The sequence below is a fragment of the Metabacillus sp. GQ13 genome (assembly GCF_059758525.1).
Genome location: NZ_JCAXET010000037.1, coordinates 1 through 12395, shown reverse-complemented (window position 1 = coordinate 12395; position 12395 = coordinate 1). Strand labels below are relative to the sequence as shown.

At 33.2% G+C, this 12395-nt stretch carries 16 protein-coding genes and 1 pseudogene; 2 read left to right on the top strand and 15 right to left on the bottom strand.

The genetic code is table 11. From position 1 onward, the window contains the following. Positions 1 to 301: 301 nt before the first annotated feature. The 8 genes from AC6CHR_RS24825 to AC6CHR_RS24790 all read right to left on the bottom strand — a co-directional run bounded on the left by AC6CHR_RS24825 (position 302) and on the right by AC6CHR_RS24790 (position 5065). Complete coding sequence (locus AC6CHR_RS24825) at positions 302 to 856, bottom strand: GrpB family protein (protein ID WP_498251858.1); 555 nt, start codon at positions 854 to 856, stop codon at positions 302 to 304. Positions 857 to 967: 111 nt separating this feature from the next. Beyond that, complete coding sequence (locus AC6CHR_RS24820) at positions 968 to 1150, bottom strand: hypothetical protein (RefSeq protein WP_498251857.1); 183 nt, start codon at positions 1148 to 1150, stop codon at positions 968 to 970. Positions 1151 to 1257: 107 nt separating this feature from the next. Next, entirely contained in the window at positions 1258 to 1752 is a 495-nt protein-coding gene (locus tag AC6CHR_RS24815; protein ID WP_498251856.1) for a GNAT family N-acetyltransferase, read from the bottom strand. 139 nt (positions 1753 to 1891) lie between these two features. Continuing rightward, complete coding sequence (locus AC6CHR_RS24810) at positions 1892 to 2614, bottom strand: hypothetical protein (RefSeq protein ID WP_498251855.1); 723 nt, start codon at positions 2612 to 2614, stop codon at positions 1892 to 1894. 76 nt (positions 2615 to 2690) lie between these two features. Next, positions 2691 to 3170 carry an NUDIX domain-containing protein gene (locus AC6CHR_RS24805; RefSeq protein ID WP_498251854.1) on the bottom strand — a complete coding sequence of 160 codons (480 nt, stop codon included), beginning with the start codon at positions 3168 to 3170 and terminating at the stop codon, positions 2691 to 2693. A 128-nt stretch (positions 3171 to 3298) separates the two neighbouring features. Continuing rightward, positions 3299 to 3871, bottom strand: a complete 573-nt coding sequence (locus AC6CHR_RS24800) for a GNAT family N-acetyltransferase (protein ID WP_498251853.1) — start codon at positions 3869 to 3871, stop codon at positions 3299 to 3301. 775 nt (positions 3872 to 4646) lie between these two features. Continuing rightward, a complete protein-coding gene (locus AC6CHR_RS24795) occupies positions 4647 to 4991 on the bottom strand; it encodes a hypothetical protein (RefSeq protein ID WP_498251852.1) in 345 nt (114 codons plus the stop codon). Beyond that, positions 4988 to 5065 (bottom strand): VOC family protein, encoded by a 78-nt coding sequence (locus tag AC6CHR_RS24790; protein WP_498251859.1) that lies wholly within the window; start codon positions 5063 to 5065, stop codon positions 4988 to 4990. Before AC6CHR_RS24790 ends, AC6CHR_RS24795 begins: the two co-directional genes overlap by 4 nt. 177 nt (positions 5066 to 5242) lie before the next feature. Between AC6CHR_RS24790 and AC6CHR_RS24785 the strand changes: the two are divergent. After that, positions 5243 to 5555 (top strand): annotated as a pseudogene (locus AC6CHR_RS24785) (DMT family transporter). 354 nt (positions 5556 to 5909) lie between these two features. Here the strand turns inward: AC6CHR_RS24785 and AC6CHR_RS24780 are convergent. Continuing rightward, positions 5910 to 6866, bottom strand: a complete 957-nt coding sequence (locus AC6CHR_RS24780) for a VOC family protein (protein WP_498251850.1) — start codon at positions 6864 to 6866, stop codon at positions 5910 to 5912. A gap of 34 nt (positions 6867 to 6900) precedes the next feature. Beyond that, positions 6901 to 7296 carry a DoxX family protein gene (locus AC6CHR_RS24775; protein ID WP_498251849.1) on the bottom strand — a complete coding sequence of 132 codons (396 nt, stop codon included), beginning with the start codon at positions 7294 to 7296 and terminating at the stop codon, positions 6901 to 6903. Positions 7297 to 7620: 324 nt separating this feature from the next. Between AC6CHR_RS24775 and AC6CHR_RS24770 the strand changes: the two genes are divergently transcribed. Beyond that, the gene (locus AC6CHR_RS24770; RefSeq protein WP_498251848.1) at positions 7621 to 8166 is read left to right on the top strand and encodes a helix-turn-helix domain-containing protein; all 546 of its coding nucleotides are present in this window, start codon (positions 7621 to 7623) and stop codon (positions 8164 to 8166) included. 110 nt (positions 8167 to 8276) lie between these two features. On the opposite strand, the gene AC6CHR_RS24765 is transcribed toward AC6CHR_RS24770, so the two are convergent. The 5 genes from AC6CHR_RS24765 to AC6CHR_RS24745 form a co-directional block, all read right to left on the bottom strand. Next, positions 8277 to 9482, bottom strand: coding sequence for an MFS transporter (locus AC6CHR_RS24765; RefSeq protein WP_498251847.1), 1206 nt, complete (start codon positions 9480 to 9482; stop codon positions 8277 to 8279). 96 nt (positions 9483 to 9578) lie between these two features. Next, entirely contained in the window at positions 9579 to 10394 is an 816-nt protein-coding gene (locus AC6CHR_RS24760) for a MerR family transcriptional regulator (RefSeq protein WP_498251846.1), read from the bottom strand. Between the two features lie 305 nt (positions 10395 to 10699). Further along, positions 10700 to 10978: a hypothetical protein gene (locus tag AC6CHR_RS24755; protein WP_498251844.1), complete on the bottom strand. Its 279-nt coding sequence runs from the start codon at positions 10976 to 10978 to the stop codon at positions 10700 to 10702. Positions 10979 to 11115: 137 nt separating this feature from the next. Next, a complete protein-coding gene (locus AC6CHR_RS24750) occupies positions 11116 to 11553 on the bottom strand; it encodes a CBO0543 family protein (protein WP_498251843.1) in 438 nt (145 codons plus the stop codon). A 92-nt stretch (positions 11554 to 11645) separates the two neighbouring features. Next, complete coding sequence (locus tag AC6CHR_RS24745) at positions 11646 to 12047, bottom strand: hypothetical protein (protein ID WP_498251841.1); 402 nt, start codon at positions 12045 to 12047, stop codon at positions 11646 to 11648. Positions 12048 to 12395: the final 348 nt, after the last annotated feature.

Sequence of the window (12395 nt, the reverse complement as noted above, 5' to 3'; positions counted from 1 at the left end):
GAAAGAAAAGACCAAATAACATCATGAAATAGAAATATTTTTTCATAGCAGATTCCTTCCACAAAACTTTTTATCAAGATATTATAACTAGTCCAATTTTATGTATCTAAAATGAAATGTGAAAAGTAGTTCGGAGTTCGCATAAACTCTGTCGCTGTGCTTATTGAACTATCCTGCCACTTTAGTTGAAGAACGATAAAGAAAAAAGTCTCCCGTAGCAACCCATATTATTCTTCAACTCTTACACCTGTTAATTTAAGAACAACATTTCACAATCATACTTAGGATAAAAAAGCAGTTCCTAACTACTGACATTTGCTTTCTCTAATATCTTATTTACAAATTTCGTTTTACCCTCGGTGTAAGTGATTCGGTTTTTTTCAGTCTTAGCCAAGTTATTTTTTAACTGTTCGTATTCAGCAACTGCATCTGGATTGTTGCGAAGATAATCTCTAAAGGCTAAATGCCTAGCTAATTCGTTACTATCTTTATTACAGACGTATAAATGATGTTCAATCCAATTTGTATTTTGCCTATCCCAAGGAACTAAGGTATCCTTTCTGCCGAAAGCTTCTCTCCCCTCAAAACTCCAATTCTCTTGATGATAATATCCTATCTTTTCAAGACTTTTAACAACAGCAGGGAGAACGTTATAATCTTCTATTACAACGTCTATATCTAGAATTGGTTTGGCCCCAAGTCCTTTCACCGATGTACTCCCTACGTGTTCCACACATATTATTAAATCGCCTAAATTATTTTTCATAACATCTTCTATTGATAAAAATGTTTTTTCCCATTTTTCATCGTAAGGAAATATTTCAATACCAGTCTGATTATTCTCTTTTACTGACATCTAGACATTACCCTCCAAAACGTTTCAGATTTTTACTTCGACGAATTAAACTTCTCCTAATAATAAACGAAATCCTTCTTGAAGTAATGCACCCGTAGCTGAACAAAGATATTATTTATCACCTTTACTAATTTGACCAAAAGTATTTAATACAAGTTGAGTAATAATTAAGGATAAAAGATAAGCAATTACAGGTTCATTAGTATCCCATATAGAACCTAATAAAGTGAACAATAATGATGACACCCCTAAAAGAATAACTATATAAAATAATATACTTATAATGGCACTCATAATCTTGACCTCCAAGCTTAAACACATTTTTAACTTACCTACTTTGTTAGTGAGAAAGCGACTGCTCCAATTGAACAATCGCTACCCGTTAGTGGAACAAGAGTTTTTTAAAAAGACCAATAGAGTTTGTCCTCTGTTGAATTTGTTATATGAAATCCGATTTTTTCCAAAACTCTTTTAGAAGCAAAGTTATCTCTATCACAAGTTGCTATCACCTTTTTAACATTTGGTCGAGATAATCCCCAAACTACCATTGCTTTACCCATTTCTGTTGCATAACCTTTACCTTGATAACTTGGTACAATACTATACCCAATATCAATAATACCTTCTTCGTTTGGTCCTCCTTTAAAACCCATATCACCCATAATCATATTATCTTCATTTTGGATGATAATTCCCTCCCAATCATTCTCATTTGGAAACTTACGAAATCTATCAATTTTGTATTCAAAAAATTGTTTATACACTTCTAACGGGTATTCTGGTGCAACTTTATACGGAGTTATTTTTTCTATTTCATTATTTCCTTTTAAAAATGCCTCCATCATTTCTACGGTAAAAGTGATTATTTTTAGTCTTTCTGTATCAATGAATAGCAAGATAATCCTCCCCTATTTGAACTTTTTTTATTGTAAACTAAAACCATAACAATCTTTTCGTTCTTCAACGAACCTGCTACTTTAGCTCAATAAGAAAAGCTGTCCCAACGACAGCTCCTGTCTTAAACTCTTGCACCCGTTAGTGGAATATTCCTGAATGTTTCACTGGACCATAAAAAGGGTTTTTATTAATATCTGTTATTAAATCAATTGTCTTCGCTTGATATATTTTATTTCTGTATTCATAGACAATAATAATATCTCCAATAGACATTGCAGGGGATATTTGTCCTCCTACTCTGACCATAAGATTATTGTTAATTACGTCATAATCAACAATTCCGTCAAAGGCTATATCATCAAATAGGTTTGTAGGTTTTATTTCAAAAGGGGTTATTTCAACTGTATATTCTTTGTCACCCACTCTGACTTCGGCTTTTTCTGTCGTTAACATTGTTTTTACGTTTTTATAGATAATTGCTAATGGATTATCTACCAGCACATCAATCAATCCATTCGTATACCTATAGACATAAACTTCTTCCTGTAATACACCAGTTCCATAGCCTTTATTCAGAATTATGATTAACTCTTTCTTTTTATCTTTATTGATGTCTTTGTAATAAATTTGTGGTGCATAAGTGGGGTTATTTGCAACGCTTAACCAAAAAGGTCTTGAGTAAACTTCTCCCTTGAAATCAATTTTAAAGTCTCGATATAAGCCATTTACTTCCTTAGCATACAAGGTAATATCTTCATTACTTAACTTTGAAACAACATCATATCCTTCAATGATTGCTCCTACTTTTTGAGGGATAGCAAAAAGAACAATTGCCCAAAGTAAAATTATGTATCTTTTCATAGACAACACCTCGTTTTAGTGTCCCCTAAGATGATTTTTTATTCAACTAAACTGCCACGTTAGTCGAATAAGGAAGTTATTTTAATACATATTCTTCAAGGGTAAACTCTTCAATTAGCTCAATATTTTTCTTGATTTTTGCATAATTAATTATTCGTTCTTTTATATTTGGATAAAGAACAATATCATTTAATTCAGTTAGTTTTATCCATTTAACATCAGTTTGATTTGGGTCAGGGTTATTTGGTAGCTTTGGAATAAATCCATCTTTTACCCTACATTCAAACATTAACTGTAAAGAGTGTGTTTCTCCATATCTATTTGAACTTAAGTGTGGCACATACTCATAAACAAAGGCTAAAGGACCGATTTCTACATCAATTGATGCTTCCTCCATTGCTTCTCTACGAACTGCTTCGACAACAGATTCATTAATTTCTACTCCACCTGCCGGCAAATTATAATGCAGCCCATTTTCATCTTTAAATTCAACTAAAAGAATCGAATCGTTTTCTAAAATGAGTGCACACGCCCTTACTCTAACATGATAAGCCAATACAAATCCCTCCACCTTTTAAAATATTTATAATTGATTATATATTGGTTCTGGGATTTTTTGTTATTATCCTACCCTATAGTCGAATTAGAAAAATGCCTTGCTCATAATTGATGCAAAGCTACCCGTTAGCTTAATAAACTCATACTTATAAAAGTATCTTTTAAAGCTTGATATTCTCTATCCAAGATACTCATAAAAACATCTGTTTCATATTTTCCTTCAATTAAAGCACCTTCTCTTTCTACTCCTTCTTGAATAAAACCACATTTTTCATAGCATTTTATTGCTCTTTTATTATATTGAAGAACCGTTAAATCAACTCTATGTAAATTTAGTTCTTCAAAGGCATAACGTAATACCATCTGTGTAATTTCTGTACCTAATCCTTTTCCCCAAACAGAAGGGTCAAACAATCCAACAGCATAACGAGCGCGATTATCCTCCTCATTGACTGATAGTCTTGCTTGACCTACTAAACGGCCCTTAAACTCAACACACCATTCAAGCTTATTTCCTAGTATAGAAGCAATAAACTTTTCTGCTTTTCCCAACGTCTTAGGTGTTAAATTCCTTGTATCTCCACCATACATTTTTACTAATTCTTCATTAACTTCAACTTTCAAAAAATCCGTAATATCACTTTGAATCGGTTGACGTAACAATACATTTTCCCCTTTGATAACTGGTGCTTCATTCATACTACCACCTAATTCTTTTTTATTTATTTCTAAATTATTCGTGGTTTTTATAGAAAATCCTTCTTCAACTAAACTGCCCCGTTAGTTTAAGTGAAAAACTTCACAAACTAACAGTCTTCATAACAAACTCATACCAGAAAAAAGTAAATTGCTTTTCTTATTTTCCAAAATTATGCCGATCTTTGTTGCGCAGTATTTAGTCTACTACGTAATAAGAGAGTTAGCTCTTAAGCTACACTATTGCTAAATACATATTTCCTGCTATATAAAAACGTTTTTAACCAAGAAGGAATAGCAGATAGATAATAAAATTTAACCATAATTCCACTTCTTATCCTAAAGAAACTTCATCCTTAATACATTCTATCCCTTATTCATTAATAAAAATTTAAATATAAACCTATTGCGAAGGTATCACGATTCTCTATCACATTTATTTTCAGACGAAAAAGAGTGCGATAATATCTATTTTCGCACTCTAAAGATATTTTCCAAAACACCTACTTGTAGAATGAAAGAATCTCGTTTAATAATAATTTTTCTTCCCTATTTTCTCTAACATAATCTAAGTAAACTGTCCCTCCTCTTTGTAAGTACATAAGCCAGCCTTGCAAAGAAGATATATATGTTTCTTCAAAATGATATAGGCTAGAGTATTTCCCTACGTAATTATTGAAAGCTTGAAATCCTTCATGTCTTACCGGATATTTTATAAATTCAAAATCATTGAAACTATAATTGTCTAACAACTCCAAATAACATTGATTATTTACAACTAGTGTGTTTTTCTCATGATCATTTCCACTATTAGTAGGTTTTTCAATTCATCTCTTGTAAAAAGATGTTCAGGAGGGCCTATTCTCTTTCCTTCAACAATCAATGCTCGGAAATCATTAATATATTCTATACCATTACTTTGACATTCCTTTTTGAGAAACTTATTGCATTGTTCCACAAAAGTTACTGCATCTTCTTCAGAATAAACTATATATAAATTATCATCTATTTTTTGAATATTACTTTTGAATCTTCCATCTTTATTTAGATAAAACTCTTTTCTATCACGGTATTTATCCCCTTTTTCTATATACTTAAAAATATAAGCAATATTCCCATTCACACTAGGATGTTTTGGTAGAACGCCAAGGACTCGTTCATGTCATTGACCATGATCCCCACATGTTCTATTTTCATAATGGTTTCCTCCTAAAATGAGTGTACTGTTGTAGCTGAAATGGTAGTATTCGGAGAACCTTTTAATATTTATAAAGTTATGTTTATTGCTACCCTTCTCTGCGGAGTTATCGGCTTGAAAGTTTTAAGTGGTAGTAAGGATACAACAATATTGGAAGTAAAGGGAGCGATTACGAAATGACTTGGCTAGGATTAATAGCAGCAGGTGCTTTTGAAGTGATTGGTGTATATAATGTAAAAAGACTAGGAGAAAAACAAAATAAATGCTCTTTTTTTCATAATTTTATATTTTGGTTTGAGTTTTCTATTGTTATCTTATGCTATGACAGAAATCCCAATGGGAATGGCCTATGCTATTTGGACAGGAATTGGGACCGTTGGATCTGCATTAATGGGGATGGTTCTATTTAATGAGCCACGGGAATGGAAAAGGTTAGTATGTATTGGAGTAATATTGCTTTCCGCAGTGGGATTAAAACTTATCGAATAAAAATGTAGTATCTTTCTCAAGTCTTAAAAAGTGACGTAATCATTTTTAAAAGAGAAAAATAGAAAGGATTATGATGTCGAATGCTTACTCTTAATCCTTTTTTCTATACACCCTTATTATAAGCATCCTTATACCACAAATCTTTTTAACTTAAGTGCAATCTTCATAAAGCCGTCTGTCATTATTTAATGCGCAGTATTTAGTCTACTATGAACTATTTGTTGAACAAAAAAAGCGGAATCCAATTCAATAACTTCCGCTTAATGGGCATTATCTAAAACAATAATTAGTTCTACCAAAATCTCAAACATTAATTATTGTTTATGAACTTATAAAAGAGTCCGAACCAATCTTTCAGTTTTGCAATATAATTTTTATGGCGTTTCCTGAAGGATCCTCGACAGACATTTCTTTATTGTCCTCACTATAATTAAATCCTAATCGATCTAGATTCTCTTTTGCACTATTAAACTCTTCTTCAGTAAAATGAAGGGTAAAATACTTTAATCCTAATGCGTTTTCCGGTGGTGCAGGTAACCCTTTTCCTGCCCAAGTGTTCATTCCAATGTGGTGGTGGTATGCGTCTTTAGATACAAAAAGCATATGAGTATCTTTGGCAACAATATCAAGTCCAAGTGCTTCCACATAAAATCTTTCTGACTCCTCTATATCTGATACCTGTAAATGCATGTGGCCTATTCTTGTTCCGCTAGCTAAACCATTCCATGTGTTCTCTTTAATTTCAGCAAATAAACTCTCAGCATCTAACGGGTTAGTGGCTCCGATATAACCACCATTTCCATCCCTTGTCCACTGATTTGAATCTCTGTCTACATATATTTCAATTCCGTTATTATCTGGATCTGCTAGATATACTGCTTCACTATATTGATGATCCGAAGCCCCTTGTACAGGATGACCACTTTCTATTAAATGTTTTATAGATAAAGCTAAATCCTGTCTAGTAGGAACGAGGATCGCAAAGTGGTAAAGACCGGTTGATCTAAACGGCCGCTTAACAAACGATTCCTCTTCTCTTAATAAAAGCTGCGGGCCAGTTCCATCTGTTGTCAATGTTACTGTTTTTTCATCTCTTTCTAATTCTTGAAATCCTATTAATTCCTTATAAAAAGTTAAAGACTGATCTAAGTCAGAAACTTGCAGTTCCACATATCCAATTCTAGGTTCCATTACTCCTGTATAAGTTTTCATACTCAAATCTTCCTTATGGTCTTCCTTGTTTAAAAATATAAATAGTGCAACTCCAATAGCCAAAATGGTAATTACTGCAATAATCTTTATATATTTCATTATTTGCAACCTTTAGGCTGTCTTCCCCCCCTTTTTATTCCTTGTTTCTTGTTTTTGAAATATAATAGTCTAAAGAATAAAGCTTACTTCCGTTTAGTAAGAAATAGGCAGACATCGCTACTAACGCAAGATCATACGCGTACCCTCCAATAAAACCTGCAGCGAATTGAACTTTCAGAACCGCTCCTAAAAGCACTAAGACAAATAGTCCTCCTACGATACGTGTGGCCAAACCAAGTAGCATTGCAATTCCACCTGCTAACTCGATACTTGCTACTATATAAGCCAAGAATCCAGGCAATCCAATGCTTTCGAACCACCCTGCAATATTTCCAATACCACCTTGAAATTTTTCAGCGCCGTGTCCTATAAAAATAACCCCGAGAATTACTCTTAGTAATAGTGCACCAATATCTTGTTTGTTTTTCATTTTAATTCCTCCTAAAGAAATAAATTATTTTTTCACAAACCAATATCTTGTTTCGTAACAACTAATTTTTGTCCCCCTAACTTTCACCTTTTACATAAGACGTTTTTACGGCCAACTTACCCCTAGATATGAAGCAAACGTTAACTTAATAAGAAATTAATAATCATATAAGAAAACTATTACACAAAAAATAAACCTCATCTTTTGTTTCTATATAAGAATATTAGTTCACTATATGGTAACAAGGGACTTGTAGACTGTCAATGATTTTGCTACTATTATCATAAGCGCTTCCGGTAAAGAAAACATATAGAGGTGAATAGGTTGGATATAGGGACCAAAATCCGTTCAATTAGAAATAGAAAAAAAATTACGATTGCACAAATGTGTGAAGGTACAGGGCTATCAAAAGGCTTTATAAGTAATGTCGAAAACAACAATACTTCACCTTCCATTAACACACTAAATACCATAGCAGAATTTCTGAAGGTGCCACTACCCTACTTACTATTAGAAAAGAAACAGCACATGCGTGTCGTTCGAAAAGAAGCAAGAAGAACCTCATCGTTAAAAAATTTAAAAATTGAGCATATAACCTCAAAAGGTCCATTACGAATGATGATCATTGAATCTCCACCTGGATTTGCTATTGGAGAAGATGAACCCCATGCTCACGAAGGCGAAGAGTGCCATTTAGTTCTAGAAGGAAAAGTCCTAGCTGAACAAGGGGAAGATTCTATCATCGCAGAAGAAGGTGATTCTTTTAGTTGGAATGCAAGTGTTCCGCATATCGTAAAAAATATTGGAGATACAAAATCAGTCATCCTAATCGCCATTTATTCTGATACAAAATTAGATGATCTAATATAGGCATGGTGGCTAGACAAGTACAAAAAGATGGATAGGCTAGCAAGGATCTTGCTACCTATTTTTTATACTTTAGTGATCCCCACCAGACCCTTTAACCCTTATCACGCTTTCTAGATTGCTTGATTATCTACTTGGACACTTTTACCATTATGTTTATGAGGTTTTCCTTTTACAACAATATAAACAGCATAGATTACTAGAACCACACCATATACAATTGATGCTCCAAGATATACTGCTTGATATGATGCAACTGAAGCAACTAGTCCAAGGATAAAGGAACCTCCTCCAATACCTAAATCAAAAAAGTTGAAGAATGTAGCCATCGCATCCTCATGTTCATGTTCCCCTACTAAGTTCATAGACCATGTTTGAATGGCTGGGAAAATCGCACCAAATCCAAATCCATAAAATATAGCAGCGATGAAAAACATGCTATCACTGACGGCAACGTACAGGATAATCAATCCGATAATAGAGAAAATCGAGCCTGGTATTAGAATAATTGATGGCCCGTATAAATCAAACAACTTTCCTGATAGTAAACGAATGATAAAACTTGCTGCGGCAATCAATAAGAAAAATAGTCCTACATGAGTAAAGTCCCTCTCTATGGCATATAAAGACAAGAAAGACATAATTCCACCTGCCGCAATTCCAATTAAGAAGATTAGAAATGCAGGAAACAAAACTTGCTTCTCGAATAGTTTGATTGTCCCACTAACTTGTTTATCTAACTCTTTTCCTTTAGGCGCTCTCTTGATAAAAACAGCCATGATAACTGCTAGAAAAAGAACCGCCATTCCTCCAAAGAATAACCGTTGAAAGTCATATAATTCTAATGTCATAATCCCAAGCATTGGGCCTATAGAGATGGCGACTGTTTCTCCAACACCGAAATAGCCAATACCCTCCCCCCGACGATCTTTAGGAATGATTTCAGCAGCAAGCGTCGCAAAATAAGTTGTGACTAATCCGAATCCAGCTCCATGAACCAAACGAATAAGCAATAACGTTGATATGCTAGTAGAGAAATAATAGGCACCCGTAGATAAGGTCATAATGAAAATACCTAAAATTAAAAGTAGTTTTTTATCAAACTTAGTTGTAAGAATCCCCGCGAATGGTCGAATTAAAATGGCTGATAACATAAAAATCCCTGTTACTAAACCGACCTGGCTTGCTCCACCTCCTAAGGCAGTGACAAATAAGGGAAGAGTAGGTAATAGCATTTCAAATATCATAAAGACTAAGGCATTTGAAACTACTATGAAAACAAACGATAGTGACCAAATTTTATTATTTGTATCTGTCATTTCATGTTCTCCTTTTTTTATTCCGTCATAAATCAATATATGGAAAAGCCCTTTACAGGCAGCACACAAATAATAAACCTTCCTGTAAGGGGAAGGTCAATAGGTAACTTGAATTTGTATTTCTGTCAGGAAATCTTCTTTGTTTCTTGAAATGTAATGGTCAATAATCATTCTTTCAATCGAGTCCCCGATAATTTGAAGACCATTATCCTTTATATAATCTAGTAACACTTTGTAATATAAAGACGAATCGTTATGGTCTCCGCTATAGTAAATACTGGCATATTTTCCTTTTGGAAAGGTCGTAATTAATGGGCTCTCAATATCTTCTTCCTCCGTTAAGATGAAAATAGAATTATATTCATCATACTTTTTATCTTTAATATCATTTCCATCTACCGTAAGTCCAACACCACCAATAAAAATGGAAGAATTCATATTCGCCAGATTCTCTAATTGCCTTAATGAAACCTCTATTTCCGGTTCTGAACCGATTCTCCCCATTAAACTCACTACTTTTCTCTCATTTTTTTCAACTAATCTTACCACTCCTATTTCGATTATTTCTCGAGCAAATGTAATATCGTTGATACGATTTTGAAATTTTTGACTGACTTGTTCTAGTTCCTTAATTTTATTCTCTGTCAGTTTTTTTTGCTTCTCTAATAAACTCAAAAAACCATCAATATCTCTATGGTCTAGATGACCCTTGATTTCCTTCAAAGAAAACCCTAATTTCTTTAAATACTGAATCGTATTTAGCTGTTCAAACTGTTCGGTTGAATTGTATCTATAGCCATTACTTGCAAATTGAATTGGCTCTAGTAATCCAATTTCACCATAGTATCTCAGTGTTTTCATGGATATATTATGAAGTTTTGCCATTTCTCCTATTGTAAAAAGATTTTTCATAAAAAAAACCTTTCTCTTTAATCTTTTAATTCGGAGCGTCTATTACATTAAAAATTACATTTCTCCAACAACTATTAATTCCCCTTTGCACCAACATTAACATAGTGATAATATTGAAATGACATTTGCTGATGTATATTCTTTGTTGCGCAGTATTTAGTAAAATATGAAAAGACAATCACTTTGAACATAACCGTCTTCAGATGTTTATTACATTACCAGTATGGTTGTACTACGCAGCAAAAGATCCTGTTGTAAATGACAGGTCTTGTTCAACTTAAGCACCCGTTAGTTGTTTTCAACTTTCATTTATAGTAGAAAACAAAACTAATAATTATTGCAATGATAACAGTTCCACCTATAATATAAACCCCATCCCAGTCATTAGACTTCCCAGTTAATACCCAGACTTGATATGGAATAAAAACCAATGTCACAATTGCTGGAATACCGCATAGAAGTAAACTAAAATTTTGCTTAATTTCTTGCATGGTTGATTTATTTTTACTTTTTTCAATCAATGTCATCTGTCTTAATGAAAAGGATAAAACAAGTATAGCTATAATTAACAAAATAAAATTCATTTAAAAGTCCTCCTTATACATATAACTTTACCATAAAAATCCATATCCTTGATAAACTCTACTGCCCCAATAGTTGAAGAAGCGATGACTTTGTACTCTTATTGCACCCGTTAGTTCAAGAAAAAATTGCGACTTTATTACTGAGTTTCTCTTCTATCCGCCGTGTAGTCTAATACGAAATAAAGGATGTACATTGAAATAAAGTAAACCACCGCCGAATAGATTATATTCCATTCACCATAATGTAAAACTCTAATATAAACTGCATACAACTCAAGTAGTACAAGAATGCATGTCCATCCCAAGATATATATAAATTTCTTAATGGCATTTGATTTCAGGGGAAAATAATTAAAAAAAATAACTAATACAGCAACCTCACCTAGGGCTACAGCTAGGTACGACCACTCTATTTGTTCTTTATCAAAATACCAGTAAAGTTTGTACTTTAAATCAAGATACAAATCAGTTACAAAATTCATTAACAATGCAAACTGTATTGTAGCTAGTAACTCGTGCCTAGTCCTTTTTCTGGGCATTTTTAGGGCAACGAAAAGAACTAATATAACTGTCACTATAAATAGCTTCACCAAGAGGAACACCTCGTTTTTTTAAAAACAACAATATCAAACATATCATCATTATATATTCGATGAATTATTCTTCTTTAACTAACCTGCCCCTTTAGTTGAATAACGATAAAGAAAAAGGAATATACAAAAAGCAATACCAACACACCAATAAAGAAAAGTAATATAAGAAGTCTTCCCTTTAATTCTTTCTCTCTTTTGAACCAAGAATAGAACAGGGTTAGAAATATAATTGCTGTTGGCACTAAATAGAGAAACATTGCTATCTCAGCCCAATTTGAATTCTCATCCCAATAAACTGGAATTAGAGGGTTTTCATAAAGGTAACTGATTCTTTCTCTTACTATGATGAAGACCAAAGACAGTACAAGGAAGTACCCGTAACCAATATATCTAACAATCTTAGAAAATACCTTTGAAACATATAGCACAGCAATAACTACAACTAATAAGGGTATTAAGTGATTATAATCACCCACGAAAATTTATGAGGTTAAAAGTCTGCCTTCATACTAGCTTCATATCGCAGAACGATTTAGTATGTTCAGACGTTGCACGGACATTTCTTCCATACCTTATAGTCTTGTCTGCCTTACGGTGCGTATTCACGCCAGATAGCAATAACAGTCCTTTTTCTGAAAAGTTACATCTTTATTTCCATAACTACATATACTTTAATTGTAGAGAGTAAAGACGTGATGGAATCGTGGTAACCACTGTGGAAGGTGGCTACTTTTTTTACTATTCCAGGTAATCGCTTGAATACACTATACAAAAACAGTTAACATTATGCGGTTTTTGTGCATTTGAAAGAAGGATCTATAAAA